Consider the following 14,250-nt stretch of genomic DNA (forward strand, 5'->3'; position numbering starts at 1 on the left):
GGCCGGGCGGGTTCGCCCGGCCGGCGGCCCGGCCGCGCCCGGTCGCTCACCACCCGGGCGGTCGCCGAGGCCGCGCTCGCCGAGGGCCTCGCGGACTTCAGCATGCCCGGCGTGGCCGCCCGGCTCGGCGTCAGCCACTCCACGCTCTACCGCTATGTGCAGGACCGCGACGACCTGGTCCGCACCGCGATCGGCGTGGCCGTGGAAGGCTCCCGGTGGCCGGAGACCGAACTGCCCTGGCGTGAACTGCTGACGGAGTTCGCCGACCGGATCTGGGAGCTGTGCGACGCCCATCCGGGGTTCGCCCAGGCCGTGCTGACCACACCGGGCACTCCCCCGGCGATCATCGAGCGGCTGATCCGCTACGGCCGGACCCTGGTCGGGGCCGGGCTGACCGACCGCGAGGCCGTCGTCTCGGTGGACTTCGTCGCCGAACTCGTCCTCACCACCTGGGTCGCGATGCGCCATCTCGATACGGAGACGAGCACGGGGAACGGCCGGACCGTACGGGAGGAGTACCGCGACAGCTGGTCGGCGACCACGCCGTTCGCCGCCGAGTTCACCGCCGAAGCCACCTGGCACGGCCGCGGCTGGTTCACCGACAAGCTCGACATCTATCTGGACGGCCTCGCCCACCGCATCGGCGCCCGCACGGGCCCCGGCCGCCCGGACGGCGACACCGCCGGAACCGGCTGAACCCGGACCGGCCGGCACATCAACCGCCGTCCGCGGCAGTTCGCGACGCGCTGTCGGTGGCGGACCCTAGTCTGCGATGCCGTACCGCCGCACGGCCCCGGTCATGCGCGGAGTCGGTACCGGCCGTGACGGTCCTTCCCAGGAGGCATGGATGAGTGAGCACTTCCCGATACCCGGAGCCGACTGGCGGCCCGTGCCGGTGGCGGCGGCCCGGCGGGACCTCGGCGTCGACACCACGGAGCTGGAGTCGCTCGACCTCGCCGGTGGGCTGGAGCGGGACGCCCTGGTGCACCACGGCGACCTGTCCGCCGACGGCCCGCTCGCCCTCCGCGCCAGAGGGCACCGGCTCTTCGTGGTCGCGGGTGACCTCCTGGTCGACGGCCCCCTGTGCCTGGAGAGCTACGACTCGTACTCCGTTCTCTATGTCACGGGTTCGGTGCGTGCGAAGAATCTGGTGTGCTGCGCTGACGCCCAGCTCTTCGTCGCCGGCTCGCTGGACGCCGGAGAGCTGCTGACGACCTGTCTCTCCGACGCCGCCGTCCTGATCGTCCAGGGCGTTGTCACCGCCGGGACCTGGATCGAAGCGGGCGGGCGGGGTGAGATCTCGCTCTCGGCCGCCCCCGGGACCCGGCTGCTGGACGGCGCGCCCGGGCCGGGCGCCAACCCGTATCCGGCGGAGCAGGACGGCGAACCGGGCCCGGCGGCGGACGCGGTGCTGCCCGGATTCACCGAACCGGACGGCAGCCTCGACATCGACGCCGTCCGGGACGCGGTCCTGGCGGGACGTCCCGTACTGCGGGCCGGTCGTTAGTCCGCGTACCGCATCCGCCCCGGTCGTCCGAGCGCGACGGCGCATTTCCGCCAGCGCCGGTGCCCGGCCCGAGAGAGAGTCGACGACGGCCCGGGCTCCCGGCCACGGGCCGCCCGCCGGGCACCTCCGCGAAAGGCACAGCGCATGCACGTCGTCCCCGGACTCAAGGTCCTGTACTTCGGCACCCCCGTGGTGCTGGTCAGCTCGCTCAACGAGGACGGTACGGCGAATCTGGCACCGATCTCCTCCGCCTGGTGGCTGGGCCGGTCGGGCATGATCGGCCTGGGCAACAACGCCCAGACCACCGCGAATCTGCTGCGGGACGGCGAGTGCGTGCTCAACCTGCCCTCGTCCTCGATGGTCGACGCCGTCGACCGGATCGCGCTCACCACCGCGCGGCGCGACATACCGGACTACAAGACGGAGCAGGGCTACCGGTACGAGCGGGCGAAGTTCGCGGCGGCCGGTCTCACCGAGCAGACCGCGGATCTGGTCCGGCCGCCGAGAGTCGCGGAGTGCCCGGTCCAGCTGGAGTGCCGGATCGTCTCGGCGCATCCCTTCGGCGGCCCCGAGCCCCATGCCACCGCCTTCGAGGTCGAGGTGCTGCGCGCCCATATCGAGGAGGACCTGGTCATCCCCGGCACGCACTATGTGGACCCCCTCGGCTGGGATCCGCTGATCATGAAGTTCTGCGAGTTCTTCGGCGGCGGGGAGAACGTGCACCCGTCGCGGCTCGCCCGCGGCTGGAAGCTGCCGCACCGGCTTCCCGCGGCGGCCGGCTGAGCCGCGCCCCCCGGGGCCGCCCGGCCCGGGCCGACGGCCGCGGAGGTGGCGCGATCGTTCAAGACACCACCACCGGGCCGGACCTACCGTGTGCCGCAGAGCGGAGCGGGAGGGACCGGTATGGAGGAGTACGCGAGTGCCAGGCTGCTGGAGCTGGTACAGCGGGCGCTGGCGGCGGAGGGGATCCGGGTCACCGCCCCGGTGAGCGGCGGGGCCCTGCTGCCGCTGGCCGCGAAACGCGCCTTTCTGGCGGGGGTGGTCCGGGACCACGGCCTGCTGCCCCTGATGCGCGTCGGCAGGGCGCTGCCCGCGGCGGTGTCCGATCCCGCGGTCGCCGCACTGCTCGCCGCCACCGGGCCGGACGATCTGTTCGAACGGTGGCGGCGGCTGGAGCGGTTCACGCACTCCCGGCACCGGGTGACGGTCCTGGAGCAGGGCGCCCGGCATATCGCCGCCGAACACACCGGACCGCCCGGCGAGCCCCCGGACCCGGCCGAGTCAGCCCTCGTCCTCGGTGTACTGACGGCGCTGCTGGCCCTCTGCGGAACGCGGGACATGGTGGTCACCGCGGGCACCGGCCCGGCCGTCACGGTCTTCTCCGGCGGAGTCTTCACCGCGTCCCCGCCCCCGTCGGCGGGCGGCCGGTGGCGGTTCGCCTGGTCCGGTACGGAACCCCGTGGGCCCGCCCCCGCCGCGGAGGACTCCGGCCGGGACGAGATCACCCGCGCCCGGCGGCTGCTGGCCGCCGACCCGGCCCGCCGCTGGACGCTCGGGGGCCTCGCCGCCGAACTGGGCGTTCCCGCCCGGACCCTCCAGCGCAGGCTGGCGGAGGCGGGCGGTTTCAGCGGACTGCTGGCGGCGGTGCGTACGGAGACCGCGGCCGGGCTGCTGATGGGCGGCGAACACGCGGTCGGCGTCATCGGTTTCGCCTGCGGCTATGCGGACCAGCCCCACTTCACCCGCCACTTCAAGCTCAGGACCGCCATGACGCCCGCGGTCTACCGCTCGGTCTTCGGCAGGCGGCCGTCCGGCGCCGCGGACGGCCGCCTGCCGGACCCCCGGCCCGGAGCGACCGCGGACAGCGGAAGGACATCATGAACCTCAGCGGCAGAACGGTCCTCGTCACCGGCGGGACCCGCGGGATCGGCCGGGCGCTGACCCGGCGGCTGACCGGGCTCGGCGCCCATGTGGTGGCGGTGGGACGCGATCCCGGCGGCCTCGCGGACCTCACGGCCGAGTACGGCGACCGGGTGTCCGCCGTACGCCTCGACCTCGCGGACCCGGAAGCCGTCGACGCCTTCGGTGACGCGCTCCCCGGCCGCCATCCCGAGCTCTCCGTGGTCATCAACAACGCCGGGGTGCAGCACCCGAGTGACTTCCTGACCGGCGATCCCCGCGCCCTGCTGCCGGTACTGCGCCGGGAGCTGGCGGTCAATCTCGACGCCGTCGTCTCCCTCTCCACCGGGCTGCTCCCCCATCTGCGGACCCTGCCGTCGGCCGCGATCGTCAACATCAGCAGCGGACTGGCGATCGTGCCCAAACCCTCGGCACCGGTGTACTGCGCCGCCAAGTCGGCGGTCCGCACCTTCACCCGCGCCCTGCGCTACCAGTGCGAGGACACCGCGCCCCAGGTCCGGGTGGTGGACGCGGTCCTCCCGATGGTCGACACCGATATGACCGCGGGCCGCGGGCGCGGCAAGATCAGCCCGGACGAGACGGCGCGGGCCGTGCTCGACGGTCTCAGGCGCGGCCGTGACGAGATCTATGTGGGCAAGGCCCGGCTGCTGCCGGTCCTGATGCGGGTCGCGCCGTCCGCCGGTTACCGGGCGCTGCGCCATGGCTGAGGCCACGGCCGCCGCGCCCGGCGGTACCGCGACCCGCGCCGGGCGGCTGCTGCTCCGGTTCGACCGGGCCGCGGACCGGCCGTGGTTCCTGCCGGCGCTCGCCGTCTTCCCGCTCAGCGACTACGCCGTGCCGGTACTCCCCAACCAGATGCTCCTGGTGGGGATGTCGGCACTGCACCCGCGGCGGTGGCGGGCGATCGCCCTGACCTTCGCCGTCGCGTCCGCCCTGGGTGCGCTGCTGGTGGCCGCGGCCGTGCAGTCGGCCGGGCCGTGGCTGCTGGACGCGGCCGGACGGCTGCCGGGCAGCGGTGAGCTGCGGGAGGCGGGGGACTTCGTGAACCGGCACGGCGCACCGGCCCTGGCCGTGCTCGCCCTGCTGCCGTGGACGCCCCGCGCGGCCGTGGTGGCGTGCGCCCTGGCGGGCGTACCGCCCTGGTCCATCGGCCTGGCCGTGCTGCTGGGCCGGCCGGTGCCCGTCACCGTGCTGGCGCTCTCCGGCGCCCGGGCGCCCCGGCTGCTGCGGCGGTCGCGGCGGCTGGAGCGACTGCTGGCGGAGGTACGTGCCCGGCGGGCGGCGGACGGCGGGGGCGCGCCGGGGTGACCGCGGGGGGCTGCGGCCCGGACTCCCGGGCCCGCGGACCGGTTTCAGTCGACCGGTTTTCAACTGCCGGACATGTCAGGAGTGTTGCGGGAATATGGCGGAACGGAGCGGGCTCTTTCCTGTTCGGATTCCGGGTCGTTACGTTGCTCGGCACCGGGCCCGCCGGCCCCGTCGGACCTGCGCCGATCCGCCCCGGCGGGCCGCCGTCCGCCTTGTGAGGAAGTGCCCATGAGCCAGCCCGTCGACGCGGTCACCGCCGGTCACACCCCCGATGAGACGTCCGCCCCGAGGCCGGGCTGGTCCTTCGAGACCCAGCAGGTGCACTCCGGGACCGTACCCGATCCGGCCACCGGGGCCCGGGCGGTGCCGATCTACCAGACCACGTCGTTCGTCTTCCGCGACACCGCGCATGCGGCGGACCTGTTCTCGCTCGCCGAGCCGGGGAACATCTACACCCGGATCCACAACCCCACCCAGGACGCCTTCGAGCAGCGGATCGCCGCTCTGGAGGGCGGGGTGGCGGCGGTGGCGCTCGCCTCCGGGCAGGCCGCGGAGACCCTGGCGGTGCTGACCGTCGCGGGCGCCGGGGACCACATCGTCTCCAGCGCCTCGCTGTACGGGGGTACGTACAACCTCTTCCACCACACCCTCCCCCGGTTCGGTATCGAGGTCTCCTTCGTCGAGGACCCGGACGACCCCGAGGAGTGGAGTGCGGCGGTCCGGCCCAACACCAAGGCCTTCTTCGCGGAGACCTTCGGCAATCCGCGCGGCAATGTGCTGGACGTCCGGGCCGTGGCGGACGCCGCCCATGCGGCCGGGGTGCCGCTGATCGTGGACAACACCGTGCCGACGCCGTTCCTGCTGCGGCCGGTGGAGCACGGCGCGGACATCGTGGTGCACTCGGCGACCAAGTTCCTCGGCGGGCACGGCACCACCCTCGGCGGTGTCGTGGTGGACGGCGGCACCTTCGACTTCGGCGCCCACCCCGACCGCTTCGCGGACTTCCACCGGCCCGACCCGAGCTACCACGGACTGCGGTACTGGCCGGACCTCGGCCACGGCGCCTTCGCCGTCAAGCTCCGGGTGCAGCTGCTGCGCGACCTCGGCCCGGCGATCGCCCCGCACTCCGCCTTCCTGCTGCTCCAGGGCGTCGAGACGCTCAGCCTGCGGATCGAACGGCACTCGGCGAACGCGCTGGCCCTCGCCGAATGGCTCCAGCAGCGGGACGAGGTCGCGGCGGTCCACTATCCGGGGCTGCCCGGCAACCGCTGGTACGAGGCGGCGCGCCGGTATCTGCCGCGCGGCGCCGGTGCCGTTCTCTCGTTCGAGCTGCGGGACGGCGCGGAGGCGGGGAAGCGGTTCGTGGACGGTGTGGAGCTGTTCAGCCACCTCGCCAATATCGGTGACGTACGGAGTCTGATCATCCACCCCGCGTCCACCACCCACAGCCAGCTCACCCCGGAACAGCTCACCAGCACCGGCGCCTCCCCCGGGCTGGTGCGGCTCTCCGCGGGCATCGAGAACATCGCCGATCTGAAGGCGGACTTGGAGAGCGGGTTCCGCGCGGCCAAGGGTGCCTCCTGAGCGGCGGAACCGGAGCCACCGGAGCGCGGACCGCCGCTGCCCCTCCCGCCAGCGGTGCCTGGCGGGAGGGGGATCACCCGGGGCGGCGGCGGTGGGTCCGGCTGCCCGGCGCGCTGCCCCTGGAGGCCGGGGGCGAGCTGCCGGGGCCGCGGCGCGGCGGGTCCGCCGCCGGGGCCCCGCCCGCCCCGACGGGGGTACTGCTGGCGTACGAGACCTGGGGGACGCTCGCCGCCGACCGCGGCAACGCGGTGCTGGTCCTGCACGCTCTCACCGGCGACAGCCACGCCGCCGGGCCCGCCGGCGCCGGTCACCCCTCCCCCGGCTGGTGGGAGGGGATGATCGGGCCGGGCCGGGCCCTCGACACCGACCGGTGGTTCGTGATCGCGCCGAATGTGCTCGGCGGCTGCCAGGGCAGTACCGGCCCGTCGTCGCCACGGCCCGACGGACGTATCTGGGGCGGCTCCTTCCCCTTCCTCACCACCCGCGACCAGGTGGCCGCCGAGGCGCGGTTCGCCGACGCCCTCGGCATCGACCGCTGGGCCCTGGTGGTCGGCGGTTCGATGGGCGGCAACCGGGCGCTGGAGTGGGCGGTGACCCATCCCGGCCGTACCGGCGCCCTGCTCCTGCTGGCCTGCACCGCCGCCGCGAGCGCCGAGCAGATCGCCTGGGCCGGTATCCAGCTCGCCGCCATCCGGTCCGACCCCAACTGGCGCGCCGGTGACTACCACGGTGCCGGGCCCGGCCGGGGACCGCACCGGGGCCTGGGAATAGCCCGCCGGCTGGCCCAGGTCACCTACCGCTCGGAACCGGAGCTGGACGAACGTTTCGGGCGGACCCCGCAGGACACCGAGAACCCCTGGAGCGGCGGGCGCTACCAGGTGGAGTCCTACCTCGACCACCAGGCGCGGAAGCTGGTCCACCGGTTCGACGCGGGCAGTTACGTGGTCCTCAACGAGGCGATGAACAGCCACGACATCGGGCGCGGCCGGGGCGGTGAGCGGGCCGCGCTGCGCCGGGCCGCGATGCCCGCGCTGGTCGCCGGGGTGGATTCCGACCGGCTCTATCCGCTCGCCCAGCAGCGCCGACTCGCCGCCCGGCTGCCGGGCGCGGACGCTCTCCGGGTGATCGCCTCCCGCCATGGCCACGACGGATTCCTCATCGAGACCGCGCAGGTGGGCGCGCTGGTACGGGAGTTGCTCGACGGCTGAGAGCTTCCGGAGTCCGGCCCGCGCCGGGGCCGGGCGGTACGGATTCCCGAAGCGCGGCGGGCCGCGGCCGCGCGGACTCCGGCCCGCGCCGGGGCCGGGGCGCACGGCATCCGGACCGCGCACCGGCGCCGCGCGCGGGGTCGGACGCCGAAGGCCGTGGAGTCAGACGCCGAAGACGGCGGCGAGCCGGGACCCGAGTTCCCGGACGGTCGGCGGACGGATCCTGGCGGCCAGGTATCCGTCGGGCCGGACCAGGAACGCCGTCGGGCTGCGGACCGCGAACCGCCGGGCGAACTCGCCGGCCGAGTCGCGGACGACGGGCAGCCGGACACCGGGGTCCGGTTCGCCGTCGCGGAGGACCAGCAGGGTGAGGAGGCGGCCGCCGGTCGCCTCCCCGGCCGTCCGGACCAGTTCGGCGAGCGGATCGCCGCCGCCGCCCGGGCCGCCGGGGTCGCCGTGGACCAGCAGGACATGGTCGCGCTCGCGCAGCAGGTCGTACAGCCGCAGCGGTCCGTTGGCGATGTCCCGGGTGAGACCCGTGCAGTCGGGGACCCGGTCCCCCGGCCCGGGGCCGTCACCGGCGGCCGGGTCGGACGGTCCCGTCAGCGGGCTCTCCGGGTAGCCGACGAGAAGCTGGGCCTCGCGTTTCAGCAGGGTCCCGGGGTCGCCGGGGTCCGCCCCCATTCCTTCGGTGGCGTGCCGGACGGTACGGCCGACGACCTCTTCGCCGACCGGCCGCCGTTCGGCGTCGTACGAGGCGACCAGACCGGGCGCGGCTCCCCCGTCGAGGGCGAGGGCGATCTTCCAGGCGAGGTTGACGGCGTCCTGGATACCGGTGTTCATGCCCTGCGCGCCGGTCGGCGGATGGATATGGGCGGCGTCGCCCGCGACGAGCACCCGGCGGTCGCCGTAGCGGTCGACGATCCGGTGGCTGATCCGGAAGACGGAGGACCAGCGCAGGGCGGAGACCGTCACGGGCCGCGGCGACAGCCGGTCCAGTACGGCCCGGATGTCGTCCAGCCCGGGCGGGCGGCCGTCCCCGGTGGCCAGGCCGTGCGCCACGGCCTCACCGCCCGGCGGCCCGCCGGACTCCCCGCCCGACTCCCCGCCGGAGAACGGCCGGTCACCGGCGATACCGGGTGGCGCGACCATCGACACGCGGTAGCGGCCGGGGCCGGGCAGCGGTACGCAGACCAGGAGTTCGTCCCGGCCGCCGGGCCCGCCGCGGGAGGCGCGTACGGCGTAGCCGGGCGGCAGGTCCCAGCCCAGTTCGACATCGGCGAGCATGTACGTCTCGGGGAACGCGCCGCCCTCGAAGGCGAGTCCGAGGCCCTTGCGTACGGTGCTGTGGGCGCCGTCGCAGCCCACGAGATAGCCGGTGCGGATCTCCTCCTCGCCCTCCGGGGTCGCCAGCAGGCCGGTCACCCCGTCCGGGTCCTGGGTGAAGGAGACGAGCCGGGTGCCGCGTTCGACCCGGGTGCCGTAGCGGGCCAGCCGGGTGGCGAGGATGCGCTCGGTCTCGTACTGCGGCAGCGCGGCGAAGCCGTACGGCTCCCCGGGCGGCAGGGCGAGTTCGGTACGGTCCCGTTCGGCGCCGTCGGCGAACGTCAGCTGGCCGCGGAGCGGAACGGCCGCGTCGAGGATCTCGCGGACCAGGCCCATCCGGTCCCAGAGTTCCAGGGTGCGGGGCTGGATGCCGATGGCCTTGGCGTAGGGCAGGGGCTCCGGCAGTTGGTCGACGATCCGGCAGGGGACTCCTCTGCGCCGCAGCTCTCCGGCGGCGGTGAGCCCGACGGGCCCGGCGCCCACGACGAGCACGCCGGGCCGGTCGGCGGCTATCGCTGATGTCACTGGCGGCTCCGGACGACGGCCCCCTGCTGGTGTCCCCCGCTCCCTTCCATGGTCGGCCCGCGGGCCGGCTCCGGCCACCGCGGCGCCGGACCGGTCGGCGGGGTGGCGCGCCGGTCACTTCTCCTTGAAGACGATCTCCGCGGCCGGCCGGGTCATCCGTACGGTGTTGCCGGCGGTGACCTCGATGAGGTTCTGCAGCCCCCGGTGGAGCTTGTCGTCCTCGGGGAGCAGCCGGTACTCGTCCCCGGCCCCGGCGAGGAAGGCGGGGAAGCAGTCCAGCGAGGGCTTGCCGTCCGTGAAGTCGAGGTAGTCCTTCAGCCGGCGGAACAGCTTCGGCAGGATCACCGCGCCGGTCCGGTCGTTGCTGAGCGAGCCCATCCCGGTGATCTTGACGCCGTCGAGGGTCTTGTCGCGCCGCCAGACGCCCTTGCGGCCCGTCCGCGCCTTCTCCGAGGCCTCGGTGAGGAGTTCGCGCAGATAGTCCGGCAGCCCGGCGTAGAAGGTCGGGTAGGCGAGACCGAGCTGCAGCAGCCGGTGGTTCGCGGTGCTCTTCAGCAGGTCGTCGTCGACTCCGGTCCAGTAGCCGCTGTACACCGGCGGGGTGCCCTTGCCGACGAAGGAGACACAGCGGCCGTAGGCGTCGGCGCCCCGGGTGAGGATCCAGCCCGGCACGCTGTCCGGGGTGGTGGTGACGGTCTCGTCCTTCTTCCGGACGACGGTCTTGAAGCCGAGGAACTTCAGCAGTTCGTCGGCGGCCTGGTGGGCCAGGCCGAGCGGCTGGTGGTCCACGTTCCCCAGGGGACCGTAGTGGGTCTCCAGGGCGTCGACCCCTTCGAGCCGGAGGTTCGCGCGGCCGTCCGCCTTCGGGACGACCTGTCTCTCCCCGGGTACGAGCTTCCAGTCGGCGACATCGTCCGGGATGAACGGGAGGGTGTCGCCGTCGGGTTTGGCGCGCCCTCCCACGGTGAAGCGTCCTCGGATCAGCAGCATGGCCATGGGGACTCCCATCCCGATATAACCGTATGTGAACACTTATGACGCACGGTATCCACGGGAGGGCGCCGGGGCCGTTCTTCCGGCGCCGGGACGGCGGGTGTCGGCCGGACACCGCACCAACGGCCGACGGATCAGCCCTGAGAAGGACCCCGGACCGGGCCCGGCGAGCCGTCTCCGGACCCCGGAGCGCGGCGGGCGAGGGCCGTGCGGTGGCGGGCCCGGAGGTCTTCGGCCCGGGCGAGCAGTTCCTCGTGCCGCTCGTGTCCGGCGCGCATGTCGACGTAAGGCGCCGGGAGGACGCGGGGCCTGCGGCCGTGCCGGAGGATCTTGACCCGGTAGGCGCCGTACCCGTGACCGGCCTGCTTCTCGACGACGATGCCGGAGATCTCGTCCCAGGAGTACGTCCGGCGGAAGAAGGGGCGCCGGGCCACGATTCCCTCCGGGCCGACAACGATCCGGGCGAGGGTGACATTGAGCAGGAAGGGGGCGATCACCAGCCAGGCGATGCCGAGCGCGTCGAGGAAGCCGGGTTCGGCGCCACGCATCAGGCGCACCGCGGACACCAGCCCCCAGACGCAGGTGACGGCTGTGAGGACCAGGGAGCGCCGCGCGTCCCGGTTGCGATATTCGATCGGCTCCACGCCGCCCTCGCCCTACTGTCGACTCGTCCGGCATCCCGGCCACGGTCCCCGCCGGTGCCGGAGCCGGCCGGTCCCGGAGCTGTCCGGCCCCGGATCCCGAAATGCCCGCCTTGGGGCGTTTACCTGGGTTTCATCGTACGCAGCACCCCCGAGTGGCACCGAAGGTGGCGCCACGCGCAGCAGGCAGGCGCAGGGCACCGACGGAATCGAGAGACCCTCCCGACCTGCGACTTCCGCGACCCTGGGGCACGCCGCGCCACCACCGGCCTGACTGGCGCCAAAAATGCCTCGCGAATGGCGCCACGCATGTGCCATGATGACATCAACAGCGGCGCTCCTCCGGTCAGCGAGGGGGGCGTCCTTCGCGGAGTGAAGCGCAAAGGGGTCGGGGATCATGGAAACGTCGCAGCACGGACGGCAGGCGGCACCCGGTACCCGCACCGCCTTCGCCCGCTTCGTGCTCTGCGGCGGCGGGGTGGGGCTCGCTTCGGGGTTCGCTGTGACGGCCCTCGCCGCCTGGCTGCCCTGGGCCCTGGCCAACGCCGTGATCACGGTGGTCTCGACGCTCCTCGCCACCGAGCTGCACGCCCGCTTCACCTTCGGCACCGGCGGCCGGGCGACCCGGCGCCAGCACCTCCAGTCGGCCGGATCCGCGGCCGCCGCGTACGTGGTGACCTGCGCGGCCGTGCTCGTCCTGCATCTGCTCGTCGAGGCACCCGGTGCGATGCTCCAGCAGACGGTCTATCTGGGGGCTTCCGCACTGGCCGGTGTCGCGAGGTTCGCGGTGCTGCGCCTGGTGGTCTTCGCCCGGAACCGGTCCGCGCGGAGCACGGCCGCCCGGCCCGTGAGCACGGCGGTGACGGCACCCCGGACCATGGCCCCGGCCGCCCCGGGAGCGCTCTGCCGCGCCGCCTGACCACGGGGACGCACCGGCGGGACCGGCACGGTCCGGCCGCGCCCCGCGCCGGAGCACCGGGTGTCGCTGCGCTGCGCCCGGTGCTCCGGATGGGACGCTCGGCCTGCGCGAGCGGACCGCGCCCGGCCCGGCCGAAGCGGCCCCCGGGGCCGTCGCGCCCCGATCCGTGACCGCGGGAGGCCCGGTGGACGTCAGTACGTTTTACGCGCTCTTCTCGGCGACCTGCTTCACCCTGGTCGGCCTCTGGTGGAACGTGGTCCAGGGACACCGGGAGTGGCTGCGCACCCCGGCGCTGCGCCGGACCGTGGGCGGTATCTATCTGTCCTTCCTGCTGCCCGCCGTGATGGGCCTCTTCGCCCAGGTCGGCGGTACCGCGACACCCGAGGTCTGGCGGGCGAGCTTCGTGGTGATCGCACTGGTGGGCTGCGCGTCGACGCTGCGGCTGCTGGCGTACGGGGCCCGGGACCGGACCCTCGCCCATCTCGCGCTCCCCCAGCTGGGCGCCGCGGCCGTCTATGTACTGATCGCCGTGGTGGGCACCGAACCCTCGCTGGCCGGCACGGTCGGCCTCCGCCCCATCCAGGCGGAGGCGATCCTGCTCTCCCTGCTGGTGCTCCTCGGCCACGGTCTGGTGTGGCGCTTCATGGCGGGCGACGGGCGGCCCGACGCGGCCGAAGAGCCGGCCGGCTGAGACGGGCGGCGGGGACCGGAACCGGCGGTTCAGGGCCGAACGGGGCCTTCCGGGCCGTCGGGGACATCGAGAACGCCCGGACCACCGGGACCATCGAGAACGCCGAGAACATCGCCGACGGCCGCGTTCAGCACGTCCCGGGCATGGTCCGGGTCCATGAACTGGACCTGGGTCATCCCGCCGTGGCGCAGGAGCATCAGACGGTCGGCCGCGGCCTCGGGAGCCGGGTGGCCCGCCTCCGTCAGCAGGCCGAGCAGCCGGCCGCGCAGCCAGTCCATATGGGAGCGGATGGCCACGGAGACCGGGCTCACGGGGTCGGGGTGTTCGGCGGCGGCGTTCAGGAAGGGGCAGCCGCGGAAGCCGGGGCGGCACAACTGGTCGCCGATACCGCCGGGGCCGCCGAAGAACGCCTCGACAGCGGCGCGTGCGGGCATCCGGCCCGAGGCCCCCTCGACCAGCCCCCTGATGTCCCGGTCGATACTCCGCACATAGGCGACGACCAGCTCCTCCTTGCTGGGGAAGTGGCGGTAGAAGGTCGCCTTGGTGACCCCCGACTCGGCGATCAGCCGGTCCACTCCCACGGCGCGGATGCCCTCCTCGTAGAAGAGGCGGAGGGCGGCGCCCAGGATCCGGTCGCGGGCGGGCGGCGGTTTCTCGCTCATGGGTTTGACACTAACAGACAGGTCTGTCTACGTTAGGTCCAACGAAAGCAGACAGAACGTTCTGTCTACTTATGCTGTCCACCGATGCGACAGGCGGGACCGCCGATTCCGGCGCTCCGTCTCCGCACTGCCCAGGGAGGGCCCATGACCAGCACCCCGATCACCGACACCGGCACCTCCGCGGCCCGGCCGCCGGTCCTTCTGGTCCACGGGGCCTTCGCAGACGGTTCGAGCTGGCGGGAGGTGGCCGGGCGGCTGACGGCGGAGGGCTATCCGGTGACCACGGCCGAACTGGAACTCCGGACCCTGAGCGGTGACGCCGCCCTGGTGCGCGAGCTGCTCGACCGGCAGGAGAGCCCGGCGGTCGTCGTCGGCCACTCCTACGGCGGCGCGGTGATCGGCCAGGCGGCCACCGGACACCCGAAGGCGGCCGCCCTGGTGTATGTCGCGGCCTTCGCCCCGGACGAGGGCGAGAGCGTCGGCGAACTCGACGCCTCCTTCGGCGCCGCCGAGCCCACCCTCTCCGTCGCGGACGTCCGCCCGCTGCCGGCGAACCCGGACGTCCCGGACGAGTTCAACGTCGAACTGACGATCAGGAAGGACGTGTTCCCGAAGCGCTTCGGTGCCGATCTGAGCGAGGACCGGGCGGCCGCCATGAACGAGGCGCAGCGCCCGACGGCCGCCGTCGTCTTCGGCGAGCCCGCCGCCGCACCGGCCTGGCGGACCCTGCCTTCGTGGTACGTCGTCGCGGACGCCGATCTGATGATCCCGGTCGCGGGACAGCGGCGGATGGCCGGGCGGATGGGCGCGACCGTGGCGGAGGTGCCCGGCGCGAGTCACGCCGTCGCCGCCTCCCGGCCGGACGAGGTGGCCCGCGTGATCGCCGAGGCCGCGGGGACCGTCGCGGGCTGAGCCCGGCGGACGACCGGGACGCCACCCGGCCCGGCGCACGGGAGACGGCTCCCG

The 14,250-nt window shown here is 74.0% G+C and carries 15 protein-coding genes; 11 read left to right on the top strand and 4 right to left on the bottom strand.

Annotated elements, in window-relative coordinates:
• The 8 genes from ACWDR0_RS32605 to metX all read left to right on the top strand — a co-directional run.
• Positions 1 to 696: TetR/AcrR family transcriptional regulator (locus tag ACWDR0_RS32605; protein ID WP_456355436.1), on the top strand; the 696-nt coding region annotated here is incomplete at its 5' end.
• Between the two features lie 151 nt (positions 697 to 847).
• Complete coding sequence (locus ACWDR0_RS32610; RefSeq protein WP_456355437.1) at positions 848 to 1,507, top strand: hypothetical protein; 660 nt, start codon at positions 848 to 850, stop codon at positions 1,505 to 1,507.
• 144 nt (positions 1,508 to 1,651) lie between these two features.
• Positions 1,652 to 2,290, top strand: a complete 639-nt coding sequence (locus ACWDR0_RS32615; RefSeq protein WP_456355438.1) for a flavin reductase family protein — start codon at positions 1,652 to 1,654, stop codon at positions 2,288 to 2,290.
• Between the two features lie 120 nt (positions 2,291 to 2,410).
• Complete coding sequence (locus ACWDR0_RS32620) at positions 2,411 to 3,388, top strand: helix-turn-helix transcriptional regulator (protein WP_456355439.1); 978 nt, start codon at positions 2,411 to 2,413, stop codon at positions 3,386 to 3,388.
• Positions 3,385 to 4,134 (top strand): SDR family oxidoreductase, encoded by a 750-nt coding sequence (locus ACWDR0_RS32625; RefSeq protein WP_456355440.1) that lies wholly within the window; start codon positions 3,385 to 3,387, stop codon positions 4,132 to 4,134. The genes ACWDR0_RS32620 and ACWDR0_RS32625 overlap by 4 nt, the downstream gene beginning before the upstream one ends.
• The gene (locus ACWDR0_RS32630; protein ID WP_456355441.1) at positions 4,127 to 4,735 is read left to right on the top strand and encodes a hypothetical protein; all 609 of its coding nucleotides are present in this window, start codon (positions 4,127 to 4,129) and stop codon (positions 4,733 to 4,735) included. Before ACWDR0_RS32625 ends, ACWDR0_RS32630 begins: the two co-directional genes overlap by 8 nt.
• Positions 4,736 to 4,963: 228 nt before the next feature.
• Entirely contained in the window at positions 4,964 to 6,319 is a 1,356-nt protein-coding gene (locus tag ACWDR0_RS32635) for a bifunctional o-acetylhomoserine/o-acetylserine sulfhydrylase (protein ID WP_456355442.1), read from the top strand.
• Positions 6,316 to 7,527 (top strand): homoserine O-acetyltransferase MetX, encoded by a 1,212-nt coding sequence (metX, locus tag ACWDR0_RS32640; RefSeq protein ID WP_456355450.1) that lies wholly within the window; start codon positions 6,316 to 6,318, stop codon positions 7,525 to 7,527. The genes ACWDR0_RS32635 and metX overlap by 4 nt, the downstream gene beginning before the upstream one ends.
• A 162-nt stretch (positions 7,528 to 7,689) precedes the next feature.
• Here metX and ACWDR0_RS32645 read toward each other — a convergent pair whose 3' ends face one another.
• The 3 genes from ACWDR0_RS32645 to ACWDR0_RS32655 form a co-directional block, all read right to left on the bottom strand.
• Positions 7,690 to 9,378: an FAD-dependent monooxygenase gene (locus ACWDR0_RS32645; RefSeq protein ID WP_456355443.1), complete on the bottom strand. Its 1,689-nt coding sequence runs from the start codon at positions 9,376 to 9,378 to the stop codon at positions 7,690 to 7,692.
• Positions 9,379 to 9,492: 114 nt separating this feature from the next.
• Complete coding sequence (locus ACWDR0_RS32650; RefSeq protein ID WP_456355444.1) at positions 9,493 to 10,374, bottom strand: nuclease; 882 nt, start codon at positions 10,372 to 10,374, stop codon at positions 9,493 to 9,495.
• Between the two features lie 131 nt (positions 10,375 to 10,505).
• Entirely contained in the window at positions 10,506 to 11,015 is a 510-nt protein-coding gene (locus ACWDR0_RS32655) for a hypothetical protein (RefSeq protein WP_456355445.1), read from the bottom strand.
• Positions 11,016 to 11,409: 394 nt separating this feature from the next.
• Between ACWDR0_RS32655 and ACWDR0_RS32660 the strand changes: the two genes are divergently transcribed.
• Both ACWDR0_RS32660 and ACWDR0_RS32665 read left to right on the top strand, forming a co-directional pair.
• On the top strand, positions 11,410 to 11,931 hold the full coding sequence (locus ACWDR0_RS32660) for a hypothetical protein (protein ID WP_456355446.1): 522 nt from the start codon (positions 11,410 to 11,412) through the stop codon (positions 11,929 to 11,931).
• Positions 11,932 to 12,115: 184 nt separating this feature from the next.
• Positions 12,116 to 12,622 (top strand): hypothetical protein, encoded by a 507-nt coding sequence (locus ACWDR0_RS32665; protein WP_456355447.1) that lies wholly within the window; start codon positions 12,116 to 12,118, stop codon positions 12,620 to 12,622.
• Between the two features lie 29 nt (positions 12,623 to 12,651).
• On the opposite strand, the gene ACWDR0_RS32670 is transcribed toward ACWDR0_RS32665, so the two are convergent.
• Positions 12,652 to 13,284 carry a TetR/AcrR family transcriptional regulator gene (locus ACWDR0_RS32670; protein WP_456355448.1) on the bottom strand — a complete coding sequence of 211 codons (633 nt, stop codon included), beginning with the start codon at positions 13,282 to 13,284 and terminating at the stop codon, positions 12,652 to 12,654.
• 144 nt (positions 13,285 to 13,428) lie between these two features.
• Here ACWDR0_RS32670 and ACWDR0_RS32675 point away from each other — a divergent pair, with 144 nt between their 5' ends.
• Positions 13,429 to 14,196, top strand: coding sequence for an alpha/beta fold hydrolase (locus tag ACWDR0_RS32675; RefSeq protein ID WP_456355449.1), 768 nt, complete (start codon positions 13,429 to 13,431; stop codon positions 14,194 to 14,196).
• Positions 14,197 to 14,250 lie beyond the last annotated feature (54 nt).

It is taken from the genome of Streptomyces sp. NPDC003691, from assembly GCF_053981115.1.